The sequence below is a fragment of the Deinococcus aerius genome (assembly GCF_002897375.1).
Lineage (GTDB): Bacteria > Deinococcota > Deinococci > Deinococcales > Deinococcaceae > Deinococcus > Deinococcus aerius.
The window spans coordinates 216,767-241,993 of sequence record NZ_BFAG01000006.1 but is presented as its reverse complement, the minus strand read 5'-3'; the positions used below and the strand labels follow the sequence as shown (position 1 = coordinate 241,993).

21 protein-coding genes are annotated in these 25,227 nt (G+C 69.0%); 3 read left to right on the top strand and 18 right to left on the bottom strand.

All coding sequences use genetic code 11. From position 1 onward, the window contains the following. Positions 1–162: 162 nt before the first annotated feature. Positions 163–837, top strand: coding sequence for a molybdopterin converting factor subunit 1 (gene moaD / locus DAERI_RS10670; RefSeq protein WP_103129392.1), 675 nt, complete (start codon positions 163–165; stop codon positions 835–837). Positions 838–991: 154 nt separating this feature from the next. Here the strand turns inward: moaD and DAERI_RS10665 are convergent, their stop codons facing one another. The 6 genes from DAERI_RS10665 to DAERI_RS10640 form a co-directional block, all read right to left on the bottom strand. Then, positions 992–1,642, bottom strand: a complete 651-nt coding sequence (locus DAERI_RS10665) for a PrsW family intramembrane metalloprotease (protein ID WP_103129391.1) — start codon at positions 1,640–1,642, stop codon at positions 992–994. A gap of 5 nt (positions 1,643–1,647) precedes the next feature. Beyond that, on the bottom strand, positions 1,648–2,151 hold the full coding sequence (gene ruvC / locus DAERI_RS10660) for a crossover junction endodeoxyribonuclease RuvC (RefSeq protein ID WP_019587369.1): 504 nt from the start codon (positions 2,149–2,151) through the stop codon (positions 1,648–1,650). An 81-nt stretch (positions 2,152–2,232) separates the two neighbouring features. Next, entirely contained in the window at positions 2,233–3,168 is a 936-nt protein-coding gene (locus DAERI_RS10655; RefSeq protein WP_103129390.1) for an ABC transporter permease, read from the bottom strand. 10 nt (positions 3,169–3,178) lie between these two features. After that, entirely contained in the window at positions 3,179–4,174 is a 996-nt protein-coding gene (locus DAERI_RS10650) for an ABC transporter permease (protein WP_103129389.1), read from the bottom strand. 121 nt (positions 4,175–4,295) lie between these two features. Beyond that, a complete protein-coding gene (locus tag DAERI_RS10645; RefSeq protein ID WP_103129388.1) occupies positions 4,296–6,056 on the bottom strand; it encodes a peptide ABC transporter substrate-binding protein in 1,761 nt (586 codons plus the stop codon). Between the two features lie 258 nt (positions 6,057–6,314). After that, complete coding sequence (locus tag DAERI_RS10640) at positions 6,315–6,737, bottom strand: HesB/IscA family protein (protein WP_103129387.1); 423 nt, start codon at positions 6,735–6,737, stop codon at positions 6,315–6,317. Positions 6,738–6,874: 137 nt separating this feature from the next. On the opposite strand from DAERI_RS10640, the gene DAERI_RS10635 reads away from it, so the two are divergent. Beyond that, a complete protein-coding gene (locus DAERI_RS10635) occupies positions 6,875–7,123 on the top strand; it encodes a DdrH (protein WP_103129386.1) in 249 nt (82 codons plus the stop codon). Between the two features lie 110 nt (positions 7,124–7,233). Here the strand turns inward: DAERI_RS10635 and DAERI_RS10630 are convergent, their stop codons facing one another. The 7 genes from DAERI_RS10630 to DAERI_RS10600 all read right to left on the bottom strand — a co-directional run bounded on the left by DAERI_RS10630 (position 7,234) and on the right by DAERI_RS10600 (position 12,280). Further along, positions 7,234–7,431 carry a hypothetical protein gene (locus tag DAERI_RS10630; RefSeq protein ID WP_103129385.1) on the bottom strand — a complete coding sequence of 66 codons (198 nt, stop codon included), beginning with the start codon at positions 7,429–7,431 and terminating at the stop codon, positions 7,234–7,236. Between the two features lie 65 nt (positions 7,432–7,496). Continuing rightward, positions 7,497–8,810 (bottom strand): cytochrome b, encoded by a 1,314-nt coding sequence (locus tag DAERI_RS10625; RefSeq protein WP_103129384.1) that lies wholly within the window; start codon positions 8,808–8,810, stop codon positions 7,497–7,499. Then, a complete protein-coding gene (locus tag DAERI_RS10620) occupies positions 8,807–9,472 on the bottom strand; it encodes a QcrA and Rieske domain-containing protein (protein ID WP_103129383.1) in 666 nt (221 codons plus the stop codon). Before DAERI_RS10620 ends, DAERI_RS10625 begins: the two co-directional genes overlap by 4 nt. A gap of 40 nt (positions 9,473–9,512) precedes the next feature. Continuing rightward, positions 9,513–10,346, bottom strand: coding sequence for a c-type cytochrome (locus DAERI_RS10615; protein WP_103129382.1), 834 nt, complete (start codon positions 10,344–10,346; stop codon positions 9,513–9,515). A 165-nt stretch (positions 10,347–10,511) separates the two neighbouring features. After that, positions 10,512–11,369, bottom strand: a complete 858-nt coding sequence (locus tag DAERI_RS10610) for a serine hydrolase (protein WP_235610340.1) — start codon at positions 11,367–11,369, stop codon at positions 10,512–10,514. Beyond that, on the bottom strand, positions 11,366–11,614 hold the full coding sequence (locus tag DAERI_RS10605) for a hypothetical protein (protein WP_103129381.1): 249 nt from the start codon (positions 11,612–11,614) through the stop codon (positions 11,366–11,368). The genes DAERI_RS10610 and DAERI_RS10605 overlap by 4 nt, the downstream gene beginning before the upstream one ends. A gap of 21 nt (positions 11,615–11,635) precedes the next feature. After that, positions 11,636–12,280 (bottom strand): response regulator transcription factor, encoded by a 645-nt coding sequence (locus DAERI_RS10600; protein WP_103129380.1) that lies wholly within the window; start codon positions 12,278–12,280, stop codon positions 11,636–11,638. A gap of 120 nt (positions 12,281–12,400) precedes the next feature. Between DAERI_RS10600 and DAERI_RS10595 the strand changes: the two genes are divergently transcribed. Further along, on the top strand, positions 12,401–12,880 hold the full coding sequence (locus DAERI_RS10595; RefSeq protein WP_103129379.1) for a hypothetical protein: 480 nt from the start codon (positions 12,401–12,403) through the stop codon (positions 12,878–12,880). Positions 12,881–12,889: 9 nt separating this feature from the next. Here the strand turns inward: DAERI_RS10595 and DAERI_RS10590 are convergent, their stop codons facing one another. From DAERI_RS10590 to DAERI_RS10570, 5 genes are all read right to left on the bottom strand, one after another. Continuing rightward, on the bottom strand, positions 12,890–13,804 hold the full coding sequence (locus DAERI_RS10590; RefSeq protein WP_103129378.1) for a DMT family transporter: 915 nt from the start codon (positions 13,802–13,804) through the stop codon (positions 12,890–12,892). A gap of 82 nt (positions 13,805–13,886) precedes the next feature. Continuing rightward, on the bottom strand, positions 13,887–16,814 hold the full coding sequence (locus DAERI_RS10585) for a beta strand repeat-containing protein (protein WP_103129377.1): 2,928 nt from the start codon (positions 16,812–16,814) through the stop codon (positions 13,887–13,889). A 58-nt stretch (positions 16,815–16,872) separates the two neighbouring features. Beyond that, a complete protein-coding gene (locus DAERI_RS10580) occupies positions 16,873–20,034 on the bottom strand; it encodes an RHS repeat domain-containing protein (protein WP_235610339.1) in 3,162 nt (1,053 codons plus the stop codon). A 1-nt stretch (position 20,035) separates the two neighbouring features. Continuing rightward, positions 20,036–22,804 (bottom strand): DUF11 domain-containing protein, encoded by a 2,769-nt coding sequence (locus DAERI_RS10575; protein WP_103129375.1) that lies wholly within the window; start codon positions 22,802–22,804, stop codon positions 20,036–20,038. A gap of 126 nt (positions 22,805–22,930) precedes the next feature. After that, complete coding sequence (locus tag DAERI_RS10570; RefSeq protein WP_103129374.1) at positions 22,931–25,207, bottom strand: hypothetical protein; 2,277 nt, start codon at positions 25,205–25,207, stop codon at positions 22,931–22,933. Between the last annotated feature and the right edge of the window lie 20 nt (positions 25,208–25,227).

The following is a 25,227-nucleotide window of genomic DNA, read 5'->3' as shown; positions in this document are numbered from 1 at the left end:
ACATGGAACGGCGTATTTACGCGTTTCTCGCACGTCCTTCGCTTGTCATGCTGCTCGCCTCCACTGAGGCTCAGAAAAGATACACGGGCCTTGTTGGCTTGTCAACTCCCTGCGCGCCATGCCTCACCTAGGATGGCGCCGCGCCCGTGGTACGCTCGGCCAATGCGGGTCAACGTGGTGTTTTTTGCCCGGCTCAGACGCGAATCCGGTCTCGAGATGGCCGCCGTAGAGACGCCCGAAGGCGTGACGGTGCGGGAACTGGCAAGGCAGGTCGAGGAGACCTATGGCATGAGCCTGCGCGGCTGCATGGTGGCCGTCAACGAGGCGTATGCCACACCCGAACACGTGCTGCAACCGGGGGACGAGGTGGCCTTCCTGCCTCCCGTCGCCGGGGGTGCGGGTGAGGACATGCGCTGCGAGGTGGTGACCACTCCTCTGTTACTGGCTGAGGCAGATGCCTTCCTGGTGCGGCCCGAGTACGGCGCACAGGCCTACTTCGTGGGCACGGTGCGCTCGCCGAACAAGGGCAAACAGGTCGAGTACATCGAGTACGAGGGGTACGGGCCGATGGCCGAGAAGGTGATGCGGGCGGCGGCGGCGCAGGCCCGCGCCCAGTACGGCACCTTGCGGGTGGTCGTGCAGCACCGGGTCGGCCGCCTCCTGCCTGGTGAGGCAAGCATCCTTATCGGGGTGGCCAGCCCCCATCGCCGCGCCGCCCTGGAGGCATGCGACTTTCTGATCGAACACCTCAAGGTTCATCTGCCCATCTGGAAGCACGAGGCCGACGAGGACGGCCAGCATTGGGTCGAGGGGCAGACCGGAAGCCCAACGCTATAGAACACTGAACCAAAGAAGCCTTGTTACCTTGGGCAAAGCGAAGGGATCACATATTGCGCCCGGGGGTGCCTGGCTTCGCCCAGCAGGACAGAGTTCTTTTGTCAGTTCCCGTCGGCCCAAATGAGCCGACCTCCTCTCGCAGCTCTCCCGAGGGTCAGGACGGCTGGGAATTCTCGCGCGCGTAGGCCTCGAAGTGGCGGTAGTAACGACTCGCCAGCAGGGCCATCAGGCCCACAACCAGCACCAGGACGAGCAGGTGGGGCCAGCCCGCCCCCCCCGTCAGCAGCCCGTTGAAGGCGAAGTGCAAGGTGATGCTGAGCAGCAGAGCCCGGGAGCGCCACCACCGCCCCCCCCGCAGGTGCCGCCCTCCCAGCGCGTACCCCTGGGGAGCGCTGAACAGGGCGTGGGCCAGGGTGGTCAGCAGCGCGTGCCAGGTCGCCGCATGCGCGCCGAAGCCCAGCGTGTAGGTCACGTTTTCCAGCAACGCGAAGCCCAGCGCGGCGGTCACGGCATAGACCAGGCCGTCCATCGGCTCGTCGAAAGCGTGTTCGGTGGCGGCGGTGCTGGCCGCGAGGAGTTTGCTGCTCTCCTCGACCACGGCGGAGAGCAGCATGACCAGCAGGGGAAAGCTCAGGCGCTCGAAACTGCCCTCGAACGCCGCCGAGACGGCCCAGGCGACCATGCCCCACCCGAAGGTGCGGGCAAGCAGCCACGGCGGCTCGGGATGGCGGTCGCGGCGCACGAAGAACCAGAGCCACCCGAACGTCAGCAGCACCGACGCGGTCAGGGAGAGGGCCAGCGGCACGGGGCTCAGGCGCGGGCAAGTCGGCCCGCGAGGGCGGCCTGCATGGGCTGCTGTGCCAGGTGGGTCAGGGCCAGGGCCAGGGCGTCGGCGGCGTGGTTGTTGAAGACTTCGCGCAGCCCCAGGCTGGCCTTGACCATGTAGATGACCTGCTCCTTGTCCGCCCGGCCCGTGCCGACCAGGGCGCGTTTGACCTGCATGGGGCCGTAGGCGTGGATCGGCACCCCCGCCTGGGCGCAGGCGAGTTGCACCACTCCGAAGGCCTGCCCGACCTTAAAGGCCACGTCCGCCTGCCTCCGCAGAATCTGGTCCTCAATGGCCACGGCCTCCGGCTGATACTCCGCGAGCAGCCGCGCGACCTCCGAGTGGATGTACTGGAGGCGGCGCGGCATCACCCACGCGCTCTCGGTCACCAGGCAGACGTGGTGCAGGTGACGGGCCTTGCGGGCATCCCCCTCGATCAGGCCCAGGCCGAGGTTCGCCAGGCCGGGGTCCACGCCGAGTACGATCATGACCGCAGGATAAGGCACAAAAACAAAGAGGCGGGGCAGAAAGCCGCCGCCCGGCCCTCTGCCCCGCGCGGTGGATGCCCTTTACAGGCGGCTCTTGGGATCGAAAGCGTCGCGCAAGCCGTCCCCCAGGAAGTTGAAGGCCAGCACGGTGATCAGGATCGCCAGGCCGGGGTACAGCGGAATCCAGGGGTACTGGAGCACGACCTCCTGGGCATTGCTGAGCATGTTGCCCCAGGTGGAGACGGGCGGCTGGATGCCAAAGCCCAGGAAGGACAGCGCCGCCTCGCCCAGGATCGCGCTCCCCACGTCCAGGGTCGCCTGCACGATGATGATGGCGAAGAGGTTGGGCACTAGGTGCCGCCACATGATGCGGTTGTTGCTGGCCCCCAGCGCGCGGGCGGCGTCCACGTACTCCAAGTTCTTCATCCGCAACACTTCCCCGCGCACGAGACGGGCGGTGCCCATCCAACCGAACACCGAAAAGATCGTGATGATGATGAAGACGCTGGCGGTCGCCCCCAGGCTGTCGCGCAGGTTGGCAATGAAGGGGGCATCGGTGCTGATGAATAGGCCGCTGATCACCAGCAGCAGGGGCAGGGTCGGCAGGCTCAGCATGAACTCGATAAAGCGGCTGATCACGGTGTCGGTCCGCCCGCCGAAAAACCCGGCGAGCAGACCCATCAGGGTGCCGATCAGGATGCTGATGATGGCGACCGAAAAGCCCACCATCAGGCTGACGCGGCTGCCGTAGATGATGCGGGAGAGCAGGTCGCGGCCCAGGTCGTCCTGTCCCAGCAGGTGCTGGGCGTTGGGCGGCGCGTAGATGCCCGAGAGATCCTGCGTGTTCGGGTCATAGGGCGCCAGGAGGGAGGCGAAAATCGCCATTAAGATCAGCAGGATGATCACGGCCAGGCTGATCATCGCGGCCTTGTGCCGGCGGAGTCGCCGCATGGCGATCTGGAGGGTCGAGCGGCTCTTGACGGGGCTGGCCGCAGTCGGCGTGGCGGTCGTGGTCATGGCAGGGACCTCAGGAGTAGCGGATGCGGGGATCGACGACCGCGTAGGCGAGGTCGGTGACGAGCTGGAACACGACCGTCAGGACGGAGAGCAGCATCAGCGAGACCATCACGACGTTGAAGTCCTTGCTGACCAGGGCGTCGAGGATAGCCTTACCCATGCCGGGCCAGGAGAACACCGTCTCGGTGATCACGGCCCCGCCGAACAGCCCGGGAATCGAGAGCCCCATGATGGTCAGGATGGGCACCAGTGCGTTCCGCAGGGCATGCTTGTACAGCACCTTTCGTGAGGGCAGCCCCTTGGCCCGGGCCGTGCGGATGAAGTCCTGGTTCATCACCTCCAGCATGGAGGCGCGCATAAAGCGGGTCGTGACCGCGACCTCGCGCAGCATCAGGATCATGAGCGGCAGGGCCAGATACCGCAGCTTGTCGAGCGCCACCGCCCACCAGCCGGCCTCGGGAGGCACGTCGCCGCCCAGCCCGCCGGGTGGCAGGGAGATCGCGCCGCCCGTCGCATTGGGCAGGAAGATGGCGAAGAAGTACAGCGCCATCGCCCCCACCCAGAACACGGGGGCGCTGAAGGCCACGAAGGAGAGGAAGGTCAGCACGTAGTCGGGCAACGAGTATTGCCGAATCGCCGAGTAGATGCCCAGCGGCACGGCGATCAGGGTGCTGAGGATCAGCGCGGGCACCGTGAGGAGCAGCGTGTTGGGCATCCGCTGCTGGAAGATGAACTGCACCGCCGGGATGTTGAAGTCGCGCGAGAAGCCCAGGTCGCCCTGGAACGCCTGCCTGAGCCAGAACAGGTAGCGGGTCCACCAGGGCTGGTCCAGGCCGTAGGCGGCCTTGAGCCGGGCGATGTCCTCTGGGGTGATGCGGGGGTTGCCGAAGGTGAGCTGGTCTACCGGGTCTCCCGGTTGCAGGGAGGTGAGCGCATAGATCACCAGGCTGATCACCAGCAGCAGCGGGATCATCTGGAGGACGCGCCGGAAAGCGTAGGTCGCCATACCTGAAATCCTTTCGTAGGAGACGGTGGGCCAAAACAAGCGGGAGGAAGCGTTTCGGCTTCCCCCCAGGTGACGGGTGGGCGGGGCGCGGCGACTCCACTCGCACCCCCGCCCGCGCCCCTTACTTCTGCTTGTTGACCTCGACGGCGCCGCGGCTGGCCCAGCCGATGCGGTAGGCGTCCCAGCTCGGGTACAGGGTGTAGGCGCTGAAGGTGTAGTTCACCAGGCCCGGCACCTTGGTGTAGGGGTTGGCGCGGAAGTACAGCGGCAAGGAGGGCACCTCGTTGCTCCAGATCGTCTGCATCCGGTCCATCAGCTTGATGCGGTCGGCCAGGTTGAACTCGGTCAGCGCCTGCTTGTGCAGCTTGTTGTACTCTGCGTTGTTCCAGCCCGAGTAGTTCTGACCGGCGTAGCCGTTGGCGGCAGTCGGGATACCCTCGCCCTTGAACAGGTCACCCTGCTCGAAGATGGGGTTGGCCGACCAGGCGTACATCGCCAGGTCCCACTTGCCCTCCTGGCCCTTGCTCAGGAAGTCGGGGCCGAAGAACACCGAGGCCGGGTAGTTCTGGATGTTGACCTGCACGCCGACCTGCTTCCACTGGTTTTGCAGGATCTGCTGCACGCGCTCGCGGGTGGTGTTCCCGGCGGTAGTGCCGAAGCTCAGCGAGAGCTTCTTGCCGCCCTTCTCCAGGATGCCGTCGCTGCCGGGCTTCCAGCCGAGCTGCGCGAAGAGCTGCTTGGCCTGAGCGACGTTCAGGTTGTAGTCGCGCACATTCTCGTTGTAGACCTTGCTGAGCGGGTTGACGAAGTTGTTCGACACCGGCTGCTTGCCCTGGAACAGCGCCTTCACGAGCGCGTCGCGGTCAATGCTCAGCAGCAGGGCCTGGCGCATGCGGGGATCGTCGAGGTCGAGGTCCTTGGCCTTCTGGCTGCGGGTGTTCACGTCGATGTGCTCCCACACCGCGCCGGGCACGAAGTACACGTTGAACTTGCCCCGGGCGCTGCGCTGGAGGTCGAGCGCCTGGTCGAAGGTGAGGCCCACCGAGCTGACCGCGTCGAGCTGGCCCGAGAGGATGTTCACCTTCAGGGTGTTGGTGTTGGGGATGAAGCGGTAGGTGATCGTCTGGACGTACTTGTCCTCGCCACCCTGGGGCTTGCGCCAGTAGTTGGGGTTGCGGGCCATCGTGAGGCTGTTGCCGGGACGCCACGCGGTGGGGCGGAAGGGACCGGCGACGACCTTGGGCAGGTTGCGCGAGGTGGTGAACTGCCCGATGAACTTCGTCCACTGCTCGTTGACGGCCTTGGCGTCCTTCTGGTTCTTGGTCGCGGCGTCAAAGGCATTGAACGCCGCGCCCATCACGTGGGCGGGGGCCAGACCGGGGCTGGTCTGGTCGGCGAACAGGTAGGGCGGTTCGTAGGTGATGGTGAAGGTGTCGTTGTCGACCGCCGTGATCTTGGCGTTCTCCCAGGGGTCGCGGTCAGGCACCGGCACCCGCTCGTCGTTCTGCACCTTCAGCCAGAACTGGAAGTCGGCGATGGTGATGCGCTTGCCGTCGCTCCACTTGGCGTCCGGGCGGATCGTGTAGGTCACGCTGTTGCGGACCACGTCGCCCGCCGCGTTCTTGACCACCTTGTAGCCGCCGTTGGCCAGCGTGGGCACGCCCGTGGCGATCTCGGGGAACAGGTCACCGTCGTTGTCGAAGTTGACCAGCGACGCCCCCATGTAGCCGTTGATCTCCGAGCTGATGGCGAGGTTGTTCGTCGCCCAGTAGTCCAGGATGTTCGGCGGCTCCTGGGAAGTACCGACCACCAGGCTGTTGTTCGCCGGACCCGCCAGGGCCGCGCCGAGAAGGAATGCCGACAGGGACAGAATCTTCTTCATGAGTCCTCCGGGGTGGATGGGCCATTTGGCCTAGGTTGAACAGTGACGGCAGTATAAAGGACGAGTGCAGGCTGTCAAGGCCAAATCTCACGCTTAGGTCGCACATTCACTTGCTTTTTTGAATCGAATCAATTTTTTGGGGGTAGGAGGGCGGGCTTCCCGCGTGTTGAGGTGTGTAGCCAACCGAGGCTGACCTCCCAGCGGGACGAAAACCAAAAATCCCCCGGTGGGCTTACCGGGGGAGGAAGAGGGGGAATCTTAGTGGCCGCCGCAACCGCTGCTGCCCTGGCCGTCCGGGGACTGGCCGCCGTCCGTGCGGAAGGAGTGGCCGCAGCCGCAGGAGCTGGTGGCGTTGGGGTTATGCACGGTGAAGCCGCCGCCCATCATGTTCTCGACGAAGTCCACCTCGCTGCCGCGCAGCAGGGGCAGGCTCATGCGGTCCACCAGCAGCTTCACGCCGCGGTCGAAGACGATGGTATCACCCTCCAGCTCGCGGTCGTCGATCGCCATGCCGTACTGGTAGCCGCTGCACCCGCCGCTCTTGATAAAGACGCGCACGCCCGCGCTTTCCTTCCCGCTCTGGGCCAGGATGGCGAGGGCCTTTTGGGCGCCGAATTCGCTGATGCTGATGTCCCGGGCGGGGGTGCCGCCGCTGGTCTCAGGGTTGAGGGTCGCCGTCATGCGTGAAGCGTAACACCATTGGGGAAAGAAAAAAGTGCCGCGCCAGCAAAGTTCATTCCCCCGGACGCCCCCCTGGACATGGAAGCACCGCTCTCGGAGCTTACATTCCTTGAGTGCCATCATGTTAAGATTAAACCATGACCAATCCCTACGCCGAGTGGTTCGAGCAGCTCCGCGCGGAGTACGGCGAGCAGCTTCGGGCCATGCCGCTTCCCGACGGCCTTCCCGAACACCTGCACACCCTCATCCAGACCCGCGACGAGGAAGCCATCCAGTTCATGATCAAGCTGGCGTGGCAGTTCGGCGCCCAGGTGGGCTACGCGGCGGGCGCCAAGCAGGGCGGCATGGTCAGCCCCGCGCCACGCCCCGGGCGCGTTCAGGCCTGATCCCGCGCTTCCCCCCGCAAAGACTGCAGCGTTCCCGGCCCGCCGACTCCACGCCGAGCAGGCCGGGGACTTCCTTTTTACTGGGGCACCGACCGCGGCCACTGCCCATTTCAATGCCCGGGCACGCGCGGCGCGGTCCAGCAGCCGACCTCCTCCCCACCGCGCACCAGCCCGAGGGCGGCCAGCTCCAGGAGAACGGCCCGCGCGAAGTCCCGCAGGGTCTCGGGGTCGGCGTCCTCCACATTCAGGGCGTCGAGCGCCAGGTTCCGGGCCCGGCGGGCCAGATGCAGCGCGAGGGGATCTTGCACGGCCACAGCATAGGCAAAAGCCCCGGCGCGTGACCGGGGCCTTGGGCGTAGGGCGTGGGTGAGGCTCAGTCGTCGGCGGCCTGGAAGTTGGCGCGGTCGCGCGCGTCGGCCTCACGCAGGGAGCGGATGCCGCGCACGATGGCCTGCACCGCGAAGTAGCAGAGGGCGGGAACCAGGAACGTGGCGATCCAGAGGACCGCGTTAGCATTGGCGTTGGACAGGATGCCCGCGCTGATCAATTCGGGCTTGTAACCCGCCACCGACCAGACGATCAGCAGCGCCATAAAGGCCACGCCGAGGCCGAGCCGCACCGGGTAGTTGGTGGGGTTTTCCGCGTAGTACAGGTTGTCGCGGCTGCGGTCGAGCATGGGCACGGCGAACATGGCGAGCAGGGCAATTGTGGGCACCACAATGGCGCCGACGAACTCGGAGTTGATCACGCCGCCCAGGAAGTGAATCTCGAAGCTGGGGATGATCGCCAGCACGCCGAAGATCCACAGCAGGTACCAGTCGGGCTTGATGTTGTCGATCGGCGTGGTGGAGGGCGGCCCGAAGAACTCGACCGGGTGAACCGGGATAAAGGCGCTGAACAGCACGACGATGCCCGCAAAGAGCAGCGTCAGCGCCAGCATGATGGGCGTCTGCTGGGTCATCAGCGGCACGCCCACGATCTTCTTGTAGGCGATGCGCTTGGCGTACTGCGGCTGGGTGTGCTTCTGCTTGATCATGATTAGCATGTGCGCGGCCGTCAGCGCCAGCAGGATGCCGGGCAGCAGCATGATGTGGTAGCCGTACACGCGCGGGATCAGGCCGTCGCCCGGGAACTTGCCTGCGAACGCCGCCTGCGAGACCCACTCACCCACCCAGGGGAGCGAGGCCGCGATGGAGTAGATCACCTTGAGGGTGTTGTAGGCGTAGTTGTCGTAGGGCAGCGCGTAGCCGGTCACGGCGGTGAACGCGGTGAAGATCAGCAGCAGCATGCCGACCCACCAGTTGATCTCGCGCGGCTTCTTGTACGCCCCCGTGAAGTAGACGCGCATCATGTGAATGACCGCCGCCGCGACCATGATGTTCGCGGTCCAGTGGTGAATCCGGCGCAGCATGTCCCCGAAGGGCATCGCGTTGATCTTCAGGGCCGAGTGGTAGGCCGCCGGGATCAGGTTCGGCTTGTCCGCCGTGCCCGGGTCAAAGGAGTTCACCACCATGGAATTGCTCGGCTCGTAGGAGAGGGCGAGCAGGATGCCCGTCAGGATCAGGATGATCAGGCTGAAGAGCGTGATCTCCCCCAGGAAGAAGGAGTGGTGGACCGGAAAGGCCTTGCGCAGGAACTTGTCGTTCAGGCGCGAGATGTGCAAACGTTCGTCGAGCCACTGGTTCATGTGCGCTGCGCCTCCACTTCCTTCTTGATGCTTTCCCACTCGTTCTCGTTCGTGTACGGGTAGGGGTACGTCAGGAAGAAGCCCGTCACCACCAGATTGTCACCCTCCAGCTTGATCGGCAACTGTGCCAGCGGACGCGGAGGCGGGCCGCCGATCACGATGCACCCCCGCTTGGGGTCGTACTGCCCCGAGTGACAGGGGCACTTCATCTCCCCGGCGTTGATGTCGCTGTCCCCGACCGAGCAGCCCGCGTGCGTGCAGATGTCACTGTACGCGACCGTCTCGCCGTCGATGGTGGCGTCCAGGTTGGTCGGCGCCACGAGCTGGCCCTTCGGGAAGCGGTAGAGCGCGAGGATGTTGTTGGGGTCACCCTTGCGGATGACGGGGTCGCCGTTCTCGTCCTTGCCCTGCGGCCAGGCGCGCACGAGCTGCGGCCCCAGGTCGGCGATGCGGATGGGCTGCCCCTCCTTGCTCTCCTGGGCATGCACCAGGATGTCCCCGGCCTGCGGCGGCATCTTGTTGGCGGTGAGGCGGAAGACGGGGTTGGCGGCGCCGAGCGTACTCAGCAGGCTCACGCCCCCCACCGCCGCGGTCGTGCCCATCGCCACGTTGATGAACTTGCGGCGGGTGATCTCAGGGTCCTGTCTCTTGTACCGGGTCATCGTTCAAAGCCTCCGTGAATTGGCTGGTCGCCCGCGGCGATTACCAGGGGAACTCGCCGCTCGCGTCCTCGACGAGTACCTCGCCGTCCATGAAGAACTTCTTGTACAGGCCGACGGCGACCGCCAGGGTGAGCAGGATCATCGCGGCGTAGAAGCCCTCCATCGCCACGTTGGGCATCTCCTTGTTGGCCCAGGCCGCGTAGTCGGCGACCATCTGGCGCACGAACAGCACGCTGAACAGCAGGCTCAGCCCCAGGGTCACGACCATGGCGAGCGTCGCCACCGGGGTCGAGCGCACCTTGTGGATGCCGGGATGCAGCTCCACGCCCTCGGTCCAGACGCTGTACAGGCCGATCAGGCCGTAGGTCAGCAGGACCATGATGAAGGTCGCCAGGAAGATCTCCGGCAGCTTGATGTCCTCGGGCACGAAGCGCGAGCGGTTCTTCAGCACCGCCGGGTCCACCTTCGTCTGCGCGGCGGCCACCATCGCGGGGGTCAGGGGTTCCTCGACGTTGTTGCCGAAGGAGTGCAGCACGTAGTTGGCGACCGCGTAGATTTCCTCTTCCTTGAGCTGCGGGAAGGCGGGCATCTGCCCCTTGCCCTTGGTGATGATGGTGTGGACGTACACCGGGTCCTTGACGATCTTCTCGTCCCCGGCGAGCTTGGCACCCGCGCCACCCTGACCTTCCGCCCCGTGACAGCCGATGCACCCGGCGGTCGTATACACCTGCTTACCCAGGGTCGGCCACTCCTGGCTGATCCTGGCCGCCACGGCGGGGTCCACCGCCACGGGCTCGGGCGCCGTCTCCTTGTTGAACAGGAACAGCAGGATGATCCACATAATGGCCGCGCACACGATGGCGACCCAGGGCATGACAGCGTCGTTTCTCTCCACGTTCCTTAACTCCTCGCGCTTGAAGTGCCCGCTCGGGCGGCCGGATGCGGCCCAGCATAGCACGCGCCCAAAGCCGCCCCCGACCGTGCTGTACAGCAAAAAACCCCGGACTTCCGCACCGTCACTATGCGCCTGACCGAGCGGTTAAATGTCCCCCGGGACCCCGGACGCGAGGACACCGCCCAGCGCCGCCAGCAGGGGCCAGATGAGCCGCGCGAGCAGGGTCACGTCCCGGTTCTCGGGATGTTCGCGCGGGTCAAGCCCCCCCTCGGACAGCACGGCGACCACGAGCGGGCGCGGGGTGAACAGCAGCCCCACGTCGTGGTGAACGCCGGGCAGCTCCCCGCTCTTGCTGGCGACCCGGTAGAGGAGTTCGCCGTCCGCACTCCGCGGCACATGCCGCCCCAGGATGTCCCGGAGCTGCTGGCGCGACAGGATAGAGAGGGCCAGGGCCGTGTGGGCGGGGTCCAGCAACTCGCCGCGCGCGAGCCTTCCCAGCACATTCACCTGGTCCCGTGCCGCCGTCCGGTTGCGCTCGCCCCGGCGCTGCGCCTCGTTCTGCCGCTCGGGGGGAAGCTGGAGTTTGCCCACCAGCCTCGTCCCCCCCAGCCCCAGCCCGTCCAGCCACCCATTGACGCATTCCACGCCCAGCCGATCGATCACGAGGTTGGTCGCCGTGTTGTCGCTCACCACGATCATCAGGGTGAGCAGGTCCTCCCAGGTGGGGGTCAGCCCGGGGCCGAACTCGTGCAGGATGCCCGAGCCGCCCGCCCGGTCCTCCTCCCGCACCGTCACCCGCTCGCGCAGGTCCAGGCGGCCCGCTTGCGCCTCCTGGAGTGCCCGCACCAGCAGGGGCACCTTGATCGTGCTGGCCGCCGGGAAGACCCGCCCGGAATTCAGGGCGTACAGCCCCCGGCCCGCGAGGTCCGTGATGAGGACGCCGACCTCGCCCGCGTAGCCGTGGGCGCGCAGTTCAGCCGCCAGATCGAATTGGGAATTCACTCGGGCAAGTCTAGGGCCGCCAGCGCCGCGAAGGGATGGGCCGCGCCGACGGGGCGCAGGGTGCAGAAGGGCAGGGTGCCCTCCGGCTCGACCCGGTGCGGGCAGGCGGGGCATTCGGGAAAGGCCTGCTCGGTGTACGCGAGGTCGGCTTCGGGAGAAACGAGGTTCCACTCCCGACCGCATCCCGCCCGGAAGGTGACGGGGGAGGCGGCGGGTCTGCCGGGTCGGGAGCGGGACTTGGGCATTAAGACTGGTCGGCGTCTCCCCTATTCCAGATTGGCGATGCCCTCGCGGATCGCGTAGAGGGCCGCCTGGGTGCGGTTATTCAGTTGCAGCTTGGTGAAAATCTCCGACAGCCGGTTGCGGACCGTCTTCTCGCTGATGTCGAGCCGCAGCGCGATGTCCTGGTTGGAAAACCCCTGGGCGAGCAGCTTGAGGATCATCGTCTCGCGCTCGTTGAGGTCGGCGTGCTTCTCGCTGGGCAGCTCCTCGCGCTTGTCTCGGAAGTCGTCGAGGACGTTCTGGGCCATGTCGGCGTCGAGCAGCGCCTCGCCCGCCGCCACCCGCCGGATCGCGTCGATCAGGGTGGCGGCGTCGGCGTCCTTGAGGACGTAACCCCGCGCCCCGGCCTTGACGGCCTCGAACACGTAGCGGTCCTGGCGGTACATGGTGATCATGATGACCCTGGCCCCCGGGTCGATCTCCAGGATGCTCTGGGTGGCCTTGACCCCGTCGAGTTCGGGCATCTGGATGTCCATGAGGATCACGTCGGGGTGGGTCTCGGCGGCGTAGCGGATCGCCTCGCGCCCGTTGGCCGCCTCGCCGATCACCCGCATCCCCTCGGACTCCAGCAGGCTCCGCAGGCCCTGGCGGAACAGGGCGTGGTCATCGACGAGGAGGACACGAATCATGCGCCCAGTCTAGCCAGGTGTGGGCCGAAGACGGCAGCCCTCCCCACCATCGGGCTTTCCCCGCGTCCCGCCGGGCGTCGGCAGGAGTTCTGTCAGAGTTCGGGCGATAGACTGCCCCGCGTGATCACCTGGTTCGATGCCCTGCTCGTGACCGTGTGGGCCGTGGTGACCGCGCTGGGCGCGCGGCGGGGTCTGTCGGGGCTGGTGTGGGGCCTGGGCGGCGTGGCGGTCTGTTTCCTGGCGAGCCTGCTCGCCCGGGGCGCCGTCGCCGCCGCCGTCCTCGCGCTGCTGCTGGGGCTGGTCCTGGCCGTGGTGACCCGGCGCCTGGTGCGCGAGTCCCTGGTCGGCCCGTGGTCGGCGGGCGCGGGAGCGCTGGGCGGCTTCGCCCTCGGGGGCCTGCTCGTGGCGACGCTCACCCTGGGCTTTCCCATCGAGGTGCGGGTGGGGGGGCAGGGCCGCACCGGCGTCTACCCCTCCACCAGCCTCCCCCCGGTGGTGTACACGGCGGTCAACAACTCGGTGCTCAAGGGCAGTCTGCGGCGGGTGTGGGGGGCGAGCCCCGCCCTGCGGACGCTGCTCGTGCCCGACCAGACCCGGTAGGCGCGAATCTCAGGACGGTCGGCCCTCCACCTGGGGCGCGGGCGTTTCCGGGTGCGGCGCCTGCCCGGCCCGCTGGCTCAGGAGCGTGGCCCCCACCACCAGCAGCCCGCCCAGCGCCCCGCGCAGGCCGATGCGCTCGCCGATCAGCAGGAAGCTGAAGACGGCGGCGGCGACCGGCTCCAGCGTGTAGATCAGGCTGGCCTCGGCCGCGCTGACGGCACGCTGCCCCACCGTTTGGAGCAGGGTGGTGACGGCGGTGGCGGCCACGCCCAGGTACAGCAGCGGTCCCCAGGCGGGGGCGGGGGGCCAGAGTTGCCCCGGGGTGGACAACGCCGCCCAGATCCACGCGAACAGGGTCACGGCCACAAGCTGGGCGAGGGTGAAGCGCAGCGCCTCGTGCCGGGCGGCGGTGCCCTCCAGCGCGACGATGAACCCCGCGTACGTGACCGCGCAGGCGAGCGCCCAGGCGTCCCCCACCACGAGCGCGCCGCCCTCCCACGAGAGGAACGCCAGCCCGGCGACCGCCAGCGGCAGGGCGAGCCACAGGGCGAGCGGCAGGGGGCGTCGCTGCGCCAGCGCGAGCCACAGCGGCACCAGGACCACGCTGAGCGCCGTGAAAAAGGCCGCCCGATTCGCCCCGGTCGTTTGCAGGGCGATGGTCTGGGTGCCGTACCCGGCGATGAGCCAGGCACCCAGGACCAGGCCGTCGCGCCAGAGGGGACGCCCGGGCGCGGAAGGCCTTGCCCCCGCCGCCCGGGAGAGGGCCAGCGCGGGCAGCAGGGCCAGGGTGGCGATCAGGAAGCGCCAGGCGATCAGCACTGGGGGGGGCAACTCTTCCCCCAGCTCCTTCACGACGGCGAAGGTGCTGCCCCACAGGGCGGTCACTAGGACGAGAAGCAGGAGGCCGCGGGTGTGGGGGGACACGCAGGGGATTGTACGCGGCGCCCGGCAAGCGCAAGACAGGCCCCGTGCGGGAACCTGTCCGGGGAGGATGGGGCGCGGGCGATCAGCGAATGGTGGCCCCGAAGCACATCTGGCCCTGTGTCCCGGAGGTCAGGCTGCCCACGTTCGCCGTGACCACCCCGTTCACGGCCCGGGTGGTGGTGCCGTCGTTCCAGGTCGTCGCGGCGCCGTTGAAGGAGGGGGTGATTCCGGGGAAGGTGACCGCAGGTGTCACTCCCGCGCTGCCCGTCACGTAGGTCGTGTTGGGGGGCACGCCGTCACTCACGGTGTAGTTGGCGAGGGTGATGCCGCCGTAGTTGCCGAACGCGATGCAGTATTCCAGCACCTCGCCGGGCGACCCGCTCCCCCCGGTGCCGACGGCCGCGTTCCTCGTCACGTTGCGCACCGTCTTGGTCAGCTTGGAGTACACCATGTTCGTCGTGGCCGAGGCCGCGTTGTTCGTGGTGTCCGGGTCGTTGGCGCTGCTGGCCGACACGTTGTTCGTCAGGGTGCGGGCCGCCGGGTTCGCCTCCAGGGTCGCCGCGTCGGGCAGGGTGACGGTCACCGTGTAGGTCAGGGTGCCGTTCGCCGCCAGGGGCACCGCTCCCCAATTCAGCGTCTGCCCGCTCGCCGTCGCCGCTGGGCTGCTGGTCTTGAACGTCATGGTGGCCGGAAGGGTGTCCGTGACCGTCACGTTGTTCGCGGAGTTGGCCGTGCTGTTGTTCTTGACGGTGATGGTGTAGGTCACGTCCGTTCCCGGCTTGGCATAGGCGGGTCCGGTCTTCGTCACGGTGAGGTCGGCGGCGGCCACCACCGTGAGGCTGGCCGTGGCATTCGCCGGGGTGGGCCATGATTGATTGTTGATAGAGCCCGCCACCGTCGAGCCGACGATGGTATTCGTCTTGCTCCCCACGGCTGCCGAGGACGGCACCTGCACCGTCAACACGATGGAGCACCCGGCGGCGGGCAGGGTGCCCCCCGTGAGGACGTACTTGCCGGACGCGGTCGTGACCGTGCCGCTGCCCTTGCAGGTATCGCTGCTCACGGCGGTGATCGTCAGGCCCGTGACCCCCGTGGTGCCCGCGATGTCGTCGGTCAGGGTAAAGGAGGTCGCCGCCGCGGCGTTGGGATTGGTCACCGTGATGGTGAGCTGGGTGGCTGTGCCCTGGAGCACGCTGGCCGGGGCGAAGCTCTTGCCCACCGTGGGGGCCAGGGGCGTGACGGTCAGGTTGGCCGTGTTCGACGTGGCACCGGGCGTGGGCGTCTGAGCCGAGGTCACCCCGCTCGTCGCGTTGGGGTTCACGCCGATCTGCGTGCCCTTGACCTGCACGGTGATGGTGCAGTTGGCACTGGCCGCGAGGCTGGGAATAGTCAGGTTCAGGGTGGTGGCCCCGACGGTCAGGGCCGGGTTGCTCGTCACCGAGGCGCAGGTGCCCCCCAGGGTCGTGCTCGCCACGCTCATGCCCGTGAGGGTGTCGGTGAAGTTCAGGGCGGTGAGGGCACCGCCCGCGTTCGGGTTGGTCACCGTGAAGGTGAGGGTGCTGGTGCCGCCCAGCGCCACGCTTGCCGGACTGAAGGCTTGGCTGATCGTCGCGGGGACGGGGGGCAGGACTGTGGTGGGGTCGCTGGCACAGTGCGAGGTGCAGGTCGAGCCGGGCGTGGGGGCCGCCCCACCGCTGTAGGAGTCGCCGCCCCCGCCGACCGAGACGTAGTTGGTGGATGTCGTGGCGTTCGCGGCGACGTTGACGGTCAGGGTAACGGTGCGGCTCTCGCCCGGCTTGATCGGGGTCGTGGGGGTGAAGGTGAGGCTGACGGTACCGGACGTGCCCGCCGCAGGGCCGGTCACGCTGCCATCGCTCGACGTGGCGCCCGCAAAGGTCATGCCGCTGGGCAGTGCGTCCTTGAGGAGGATGGGCAGGGAGGTGGAGAACTGCCCGTTGTTCGTCACCGTGAGGGTGTAGCTCCCCGCCTGCCAGACCTGGAAGGAACCGCTGTGCGTCTTGGTCACCGCGAGGTCGGGTTTGGGGTAGGAGCACGAGCCGAGGTCGGTGATGGCGCTCTGGCCGCTCACGGCGGCTACGCCATCCTTCGCCACGGCAAGAGTGCCAGCGACGGTGTTGTACTTGTACAGGTCACTGCCGGAGGTGGAGATGTAGAGCAGGCCGTCGGGACCGAAGGCGGCGCCGGTCACCCAGTTCGCCGCGGCCGAGATCACGCCCGCTGTCGGCGCGAAGGACGCGACCTTCTTCGCCTGAAACGCCGTGGCGCTCGTCCGGGTCACCATGTAGATGACGATATTCGTTGTGGTGGACGAGACGAACCACATCCGGCCCTGGCCCACCCCGTCAAAAACCCCGTCGAACGCCATGTCACCGTCTTGAAGAGAGTTCCACTCGGTCGCGTCCCCGGCGGCGGTGGGGGCCGCGATGGCATTGAGATAGCGGGTCACGGTCCCGCCCGAATACTGGTAGACATCACTCGGCGCGGCCCAGTCGGTCGCCCAGAGAGTCCCCGCCTCGTCCACGCCCGCCTGGTGTTCGGTCGTGGGATTGGAGAAGACCGGCGCCCCCGACGCGTCCACGGTCAGCCGGGTAAAGGTCGTGCCATCGTAGGAATAGAGGCGGGCGTATTTGGCGGTGTTGTACCCCGTCCCGCCGTAACCGTCCACGTAGTAGATACGCTTATTCACCGGGTCAACGCCGAAACCGGCCGTGACGCTGCGGCCGCTCACGCCACCGTTGGTGGTGCTCGTCTGGTCCACGCTGGCGGGCAACTGAACGGCGTTGCCGAGGACGCCCCCGGTACTGAGGGTGGCGAGGTAACTACCCACCCCGGCACGGGCCGCGTTCGTCCCGACCGACGCGTAAATCGTGTTGCAGTCGAGCGCCGCCGCTGCCGCTGTCTGGAGAGCCCCCAGACCGACTAGGGCAAGGGCGGCCGTTCCGCCGCGCAGGAGGCCGTTTTTCACCCTCTGATACGAAATTCGACTCATGATCCTTCCTCGTTGTGCCGGGCGGCAGGCCGCCGGATACCGGTCCTTCCCGCCGGGCTCATCGGCGGCCCGCCGTCTCGTCCACCGTCAGATCCAGCCGCAGGTAAGCGCCCTGCTTTGTGTACAGGCCCGCGCTCGGCAGGCCCTCGAACCCCTTGAAGTTGTACCCGGCGGTCAGCCAGGTCCCCGGCAGGGCGCGGACGCTGGCCTCCAGGCCGTACCCGAGCAGCGTGGTGTCCGTCGAGGGCTGGGTGAGCAGGCGGCCCCAGGCCCCCACCCCGAAGCGGTCGGTGAGGTACGCCGTACCTCCCAGGGAAGCCTGCGCGGTGAAGCTGCCGGGGTCGTTCAGCAGGGTGCGGGTGTCGAGCCCGGCGCGCGCGGCCCAGGCTGGCTGGCGGTACTCGGCACTCAGGCCGGTGCTGAACTCGGGGTTGCCCCCCGCCAGGGTGCCGCGCACCAGGCGGGCGTAGCCCAGGCTGCTGACGGTCCGGTTCCGGTAGGCGTACCCCAGGGCGAGGCGCTGGCCGTCCCCATCCGCCCCGAAGGCGGCCAGGCCGTCGGCGGTCAGGGTGAGGTCGGGCGTGACGCTGCCGGTGATCCCGCCGCGCAGCACGGCACTGACCTGCCCCCCCTTGAGCGTGAGGTCGAGGCCGCCCGCGACGCTGAACGTCTCGGCCTTGTAGTTCAGGTCGGCGCCGCCCGCGAGTTCGGCCTGCCCCGCCCCCACGTCGTAGAGGGCGCTGCCGCGCAGGCCCAGGGTGGTGCGGTCACCCAGCGGCAGGGTGGTGGACACCCCGAAGCGGGCCCGGTTCCCCGCCCCGCTCGCGGTGGGCAGTTCGTACCCCACGGCGTAGTTCGTGCGGCCCAGGGTGGTGTCGAGGGTCAGGACCGCCGCCTGGCTCTTGCCCCAGGTGATCTCGTCCCTCAGGCCCAGGGTGACCCGGTCGGTCAGCCGGTAGCGGACATTGAAGGTGGTGGTGGTGTCGAGGTTCCCGCTCAGGGGCTGGGTGTGGGTCACGTCCACGTCGAGGGGCTTCTGGTGATACCCGGCGCTCAGGACGGCCCCCAGCCCGGCGGTATCGCCGAAGGCGTACTTCAGGCCGCCGCCCACACCGAAGGGGCCGAAGCGGGAGTCGGCGCGGGCGGTGACGCTGCCGCCCGTGGCCGTCGGGGTGCGGTGGTACTCGCCGTCGAGGGTGGCGTTCAGGTTCGTGCCGAGCGGGGCGGAGTAGGTGCCGCCCACACTCAGCCCGACGGCGAAGGGGGCGAGGCCCGCGTACCCCGCGTCCTGGTAACGCACCCGGAAGGAGGCGGGGCCGTTCCCGATGCGGGTCTGGAGGTCCGCGCTCGCCTGCATCCCGCCGGAGTAGGCGAGGCGGGTGTCCACGCGGGTGGGGCCGTTGTCAACGGTGCCGCGCACGCCGAAGGTCGTCCGGCCGTCGAGATTGACCACCGCCGCGCCGACGCTGTAGCCGTCCCCCTGCTGCTGAACCTGCGCCCCGGAGGCGAGGCTGCGCCCGGCAGTCTTCCCCACCAGGCGGTAGGAGGCGAGCACCCGCACGTCATCGAAGTTCTCGTCCACCCGGTCGAGCGCCCGCACCAGCGTGACGATCCCCGTGGGGTAGTCGGCGGTGTAGTCCACGTTCCGCACCAGGGTCCGGCGCCCCAGCTCCTTGCCGGTCCCGCGCTCGCGGGTCACGACCTCCAGCGTCTCGCTGCTGTCCACCAGGCCGCCGTCCGGCAGGCGCAGGACGCGGGTGCCGTTCGGGACGATCTCCGTTCCCGAGACGCGGTCGCCCGGCACCGCCGCCACGAAGGCGGAGACGGTGGGGTTGCTCTTCGTCGTCACCGTCAGGGCCGTGAGCTGCTCGCCCACCGGCAGGACGCTGATCGGCAGCGCCGAATTGCGGTAGGCCGCCCGGAAGGCGGGGTGGTCGTAGACGGCGGCGATGGGGTCGATGCCCTGCAGCGGCGTCTCCTCGGTGCTCGCGTCCCCGTAGACCGGGGCGCGGACGCCCGGGTTGTCCGTTCCGGGCAGGCCGTCCTTGTCGGCGGCGGCGTACAGCTTGCCCTCGCCGACCGGCGTTTCGACGTAGCCGCGCGCCTGCCAGGTGAGGTCGCTCGCGTCCAGGTGGCCGTCCAGACCGAGGGTCGCGCTCAGCACGCCGACGCCCACGCGGCTGCGGTCGGGGGTGACCTCGAGGCGCCAGGTCTGGACCTCGTCGCCCTGGAGCACGTCCAGGCGCAGGACCCCCGGCGTGCTCTGGGGCTGGAGTTCGAGGACGCCCTCGCCGTTCTCCAGCCGGACCTGGTAGCCCGCCTCGCCCGGGAGGGCGTCGGGCGTGCGGGGCTCCAGGCTGGAGCGCAGGGTCAGGCTGGACTGCCCGGAGGGCGTGCCGAAGGCGTCGAGGGTGCGAATTTTCAGGCGCAGCGGCGTGCTGCCGTCCGCGACCAGGCTCTCGGGGGTCACCTCCACCCGGGCGGTGCCGCCCGCGAGCGTGACGCGCACCTCCTCCGCCCCCACCCGCAGCACGTTCGGGCCGGTTTTTAGCGGCACACCCACGTAGGTGAGGCGCTGGACCCCGCGCGTGCCGTCCTGGACCTCGGTGCCCAGGCGGTCCTCGCCCACGGGGGCGCCGTTCACCGTCAGGGCCGGGCGCTCCCCCTGCGGCACCTCCACGACCACGTTGATGCGGTCGCGCAGCCGGATGACGCTCCCGGCCAGGGGCAGCCTGATCGCCCCGGGGTTCTCCGCGGCGGTCTCGGCGGCGAGGGGCCGGGCGGCCCCCAGGTCGGCCTCGTCGATCCGGCCCATCAGCGTCTCGCTGCGGTTCCCGGCGAGGCGGGCGAGCAGCGAGGGCCGGGCCAGCTCCCCGAGCGGGGCGGTGTGCGCGAGGTCATAGGTCAGCACCCCGCGCGGCTGCCCGGGGACGACCCAGTACAGGGTCCCGCCCGGCCCGCGCAGGGGGTCGGGGATGGGCTGGTCGTCCAGCCGAGCGCTCCCGGGCACGTAGGTCGCCCCGGCGGGGACGGTGTGCGCGATCACCAGCTCGCGGGCCTGGGTGGGGGCGTCGAAGGGGAGCAGGACGGTGCTGGTGCGCTGCTGGGGGGCCGCCACGTCCGCCGGGGAGGGCGGCGGCTCGGCGTCCCGCGCGCCCGCCGGACCCGCCAGCAGCAGGGCCGTCAGGACGGCGAGGGTTCGGTTGAAGCGTGCGTTCACGTCAGTTTCTCCACTGGACGACCGGATCGGTCACAGCCGCCCCCGGCTCACCCGTGAAGGCGAAGCGGTAGATCAGGGTCGTCTCCCCGGCCTTCAGGCTGCCGCCGAAGGTATTACGGCCTTCTTGCAGGGTCGCGCCCGGGGGCAGGGGGTCTTCCAGGTCGAGGCCGGGGAGGGGCGCGGGCGTAGTCAGGCGCAGGGTCACCACACAGCTCCCCGCCCCGACCCGCACGCTCTTCTCGACGCGCAGCCCGCCCACCGTCAGGGTGGTGCGCCGGGTGGCGGCGATGTCCCCGCCCAGCGGGGCGAGCGGGAAGTCCACGCCCGTCAGGCCGCGCACCTGCACGGTGCGGGTGCCGCCCAGCCCGCCGTCCTGCGGCACGTTCAGGGGGAGGTAGGACGTGGTGTTGGGGTCCAGCCGCAGGGCCTGGGTGCCGAAGGCCACCCCCGCGAAGTGGTAGCGCCCGGCCGCGTCGGTCAGGGCGAGGCGCCCCCCCGCGAGCAGCACGCGGGCCCGCTCGACCGGCGTATCCAGCCCCGGGTCGAACAGGCCGTTGCGGTTGCGGTCCACGAAGACGGTGCCCAGGATCTCGCCCAGCGGGGCGAAGGCGAGCAGGTTCACGCGCGTGACGGCGGTGGCGACGTTGCTGGCGATGGCCCGGGCCACCCCGCCCGCCCCCATGCCCGCGACCTCCACCCGGTTGAGCAGGTCCCCGGTCGCCCCCGGCGTCACGCGGGTCTGGTAGGTCACCTCGGCGCCCCCGTTCGCGGGCAGGCTCCCGATCTCCCAGCGCAGCACCCCGTTCGTGATCGTGGGGTCGGGGAGGGGCTTCCCGCCCAGGGTGCTCGTGCCCGGCAGGTAGCTCAGGCCCGGGGCGGGCGTGTCGGTGACGACAGCCTGCTCGATGGCGGTCGTGGCCGAGAGGTTGTGAATTCCCAGGGTGTACGTCAGGCGGTCGCCGGGCGTGACCTGCGTGCTGCTGACCGCCTTCGTCACCCGCAGCGCGGCGCTCCAGACCGGGCTGCTCACCTCGTTGCTGGGGAGGGGCGTGGGCAGCTCGGTCGAGACGAGGTTGAAGACGTTTCTCAGCGCCTCGCCGTCCACCGCGCGGGAACTGACCCGGGCCGTCACGGTGACGGCGCGCGTCTCCCCGGGGGCGAGGGTGTCCACCGCCCACTCCACGACCTGCGCCCCCGGCTGGCCGCTCACGGCGCCGCCGTCCGACGCGGAGACGAAGTCCACGTGGGCGGGCAGGGGGTCACTCACCCGGAGGCTGGTCAGGGCGTGGGTGTACGGGTTGCGGACCTTCAGGGTGTAGGTCAGCGCCTCCCCCGCCGCGACGGTCTTCGTGGGGTCCGGCGAGACCGTCTTGACGAGTTCGGGGAGCCCGGCCTCGACCGCGCCGACCCGGTCGCGGGTGGTGTTGCTCGTGCCGCGCGCCCCCGTCGCGGTCAGCAGGGCCTCCAGCGGCCCGGTCTGCGCGGCGTCGTAGCACACGCGGATCAGGGCCGTCCCGGCGGGGTCGAGCGCCACGGGCTGCACGAGCGGCCCACCGTCCGCCCCGAGGAACTGGGCCCGCGCGCCCCCCTGGGGATACGTCGCGGTGACGGTGAAGAGGTCGCGCACGTCCCCGGTGTTCTCCAGGGTGTGGTCGAAGCACACCTGCTGGCCGACGACCGCGAAAGGCCTCGACTGCGTGTCGGCGGGCGTGTTCTCGGGGGCCTCGGGCGTGCCGACGGGGCCGAGGGCCACCCCGGGCTGGTAGCGCACGTCCGCGCTGGCGCCCGCCTGGACGCTCTGCCCGCCGGTCACCGCCGTGGCGACGTTGGGGATGATGTGGTTCTCCGCCGCCCCGGTCGCCCGCATGCGGAAGGTGAGGGCCAGCTCGGCCCCCGGCGCGAGGGTCGCCCCCCGCACCCGTACCCCGCGCACCTGGGCCGGTTCCACGGTGCCCCAGGTCAGGCCGTCGGCGGTGTATTCGATTACTCCCGCCGTCGCCGCCGCGCTGGCGGGCACGAAGAGCAGGCCCTGAGCGGCCTGATCCGCGAGCGGGTCGGTGAGGATCACCTCGCGGCTCTCGCCCTGGCCGGTGTTCCGGGCCGTGACGGTCACGGTCGTCTCCGTGCCGGGGCGGACCAGGGCCGGGCTGAAGCTCTTCTGCGCGGTCAGCACGGGCGGCGGGCCGACATGGACGCGGCTCACGTTGTCCGCGTCCTCCTGTCCCCCGCCGCAGCTCGCCACGAGGTTGACGAGGGCATCGTTGCGGTCGCCCACCCCGGTCCCCACGACGAGGAGCACGCTGGCGCTCTCGCCCGCCCCGAGCGTCACCGCGTTGACCTCACCCTCGCCAGCGTCTAGGGCACCGTTCCCATTGGCGTCCAGTACCACGCGCAGGCTGGGGGCGAAGGTGCTACCCCCCTCCGTCCGGGCCGCGAGCGGCAGGGTGAAGCGGTCGTTGCCACTGTTCACGACGGTGTAGCGGAAGACGGCGCTCTCGCCCGGGAGCAGGTTCGCCGTCTGTCCGGGGGCCTGCACGGTGCCGTTCGGCGCCACGCTGACGGCGCACACCGCCTGCACGACCGTGCTGACGATGTTGGACACGGCGCTCGTGGGGCCGCCGGGCAGGGCGGGGTCGAAGGTGGCGGTCGCCTGGTTGGTGATCTGGGTTCCGGCGGGCGTGCCGGTCGGGACCGTCTGGGCCTGCGCTCCTAGGGAGACGGCGGCCACCAGCAGGCCGGGCAGGAGCAGGGCGAGGGGAACGTGTTTCAAGAGAAGGCTCCTCGGGCGGAAACGGGATGGGAAAGAATCGGAGCGCTCAAATGCGCGGAAAAAAGAAGAATCTGCTGTTGTGAAGGGGGCGCACCCCGCAAAGTCGCAGGGTGCGCCGGGAAGGACTTACTTGACCTTGACGGTGAAGTTCATGGTGAGGGTGGCGCCGGAGGCCAGACCACCGGGCTGATAGCCCGCCGTGGCCGCATCGTCGGTCGCCACGTAGAAGTCGGTCCCGCTGGTCGGCGCGCTGGTGCCCCAGGTCGTGCCGTCGGTGCTGTAGATCAGCGTGCCGGTACCGCTACCCGAGACGGACACGAAGGTGGTGTTGCCGGGCACGGAGTCCTTCAGGAAGAAGCCGCCCACGGTCGCGTTGTAGTTGTTCTTGGCAATGATCTGGTAGATGATGTTGCCGTTCGGCAGCGCCGCCGTGTTGTTGGCGGTGAAGTTCACCGGGTTGTCGATGCCGTTTTGCGGCGTGCTGCCCACGGCGGTCTTGCCGTCCCACACGAACTTGGCGACCGCGACCCCGCCGACTGCGCCGACCTTGATCACGTCGTTGAGGTCGGACATGGTGATGGTGCTGTAGTTGCCCACCGCCGTCTGGCTGACCGTGTAGTTGCCCGCCGCCGTGCCGGTCGGCACCGTGATGACGGCGTAGACCTTGATTTCCTGCCCGGCCTTGACGACCGGCGTGACGAAGTTGCCGGTGCCGTTGGTCGGCAGCGCCGTCCCGCTGGAATCGACGTAGGTGATCGTTGCCCCCGAGGGCAGGCCGGGGACGGCGGCGGTCAGCGCGTAGCTGTCGTTGTAGGCGCCCATGTTGGCAACGTCCATCGGGAAGACCGCCACGTTGTCAGCGGTGTTCGTCGTGTCGGTGTTCAGCGAGGTGTTGGCGCTGGGGTCCACCCGCTGGGTGATCCCCGGGGTCGGCACGGCGCCCAGGGTGCCCGGGGTGCTGTCCCCGAACTGCGCGGCGGCAGGCACGATGATGTCGCGGGTGGTGGCATCCGCCATAACGTCCGCGTCGTTCAGCGAGTCGGCGCCGATCACGAGGGTCGTCGAGTTGATCAGGGCGGCGTCCGAGCCGTCGGGCTGGGTGACCTCGGTGCGGTAGATCACCGTCTTGCCCGCCGGGGCAGTCACGGTGGGGTACGTGGCCCCCGACGCGACCGGGATGGGCGTGTTGGTGTTCGGTCCCAGGAACCGGACCTTGGTGCCGTCGGGCAGGGTGAAGATGAGGGTGGTGCTGTCGAAGGTGGTGCCCGCGAGCAGCTTGCCGTCCGCACCCGCCGGGAAGAGCTGCACGGTGTCGTCGTTCGAACCGTTGTTCTTCAGGTCGTTGGTGAAGATGATGGTGTCGGCGGTCCCGTTCTGGTCGTTGACCCGGCCCGCCGCGTTGGGCGCGACGGGGTTGTTATCGGGGTCCGCCTTGGGGTAGGCGATCTGCACGTTGCCCTGCACGTCGGGCACGATGGGCGTGCCGCCCGAACCGCTCGGGTCGTTGGGGTTGCTGGGGTAGGAGGGGTAGCCGGTCACCGTGTTGGTCGGGTTGGGCGTGTTGGGCGTCCCGTCGGCCACCGTGGGCACGCCGACGTTGCTCAGGGCGGGGGGAGTGGCCGTGGTGCTGCCGTCGGGAGCGACCGGGCTGGGGGGGCTGGAGACGTTCGGGCTGCCCACCAGATTGGGCTGGAACGTCGTCACCTTGACGAACTGGAGGTCGGCACCCTGGGCGGGAGTCGCCACCACGGCGCCGCCGCTGACCGTCTGGCCCTCGTACAGGGTGCTGCCGGTGGGGACGCCGTTCTGGCCCGTCCCCGTGCCTGTCCCGACGACCGAGGCTTCCGGCGAGGCGCCGTAGACTGTGTTGGCCGGAGCGCCCGAAGGCACCGTGAGCTCCTGGGTGAACTTGATGACGCCCCCACTGCCCGCCGGGAGCGTGACGGTGTAGGAGCCGTCGCTGTTCTTGCCGGTCAGCTCCACACCGCTGGCGTCGAGGTAGCGCACAGTCACGCCCGACGCGCTGCCCGTGGTGTTGGCCCGCAGCACCACCGTGAGCGTGGTGTTGCCGGTGTTCACGAAATCGTAGTCGGTCTTCACGACCTGACCGGGAACCGCGTTGCTGATCGTCTTGGAGGTGTTCGCCAGCGTGTTGCCGTCGGCCGTGCCGTCGTCATACACCACGTCGAAACCGGGCAGCGCGAGTACCGTGGTGGTCACGGTGTTGGAGGTGACGCTCAGATTGCCGCCGACGGTCGTGTCGGGGTTAGTGAACGTGGCGGTCGCCGTGTTCGTGATGGCCGTTCCCGCCGCCGTGTTCGTGGTGTTCGGGGACGGCGCGGCGAAAGCGGCGCCAGCGGCCAGCGCCGCCATCAGAACAAGAGCTTTCATATTGGTGTTCATGCCTTACTCCTTGTGGGTTG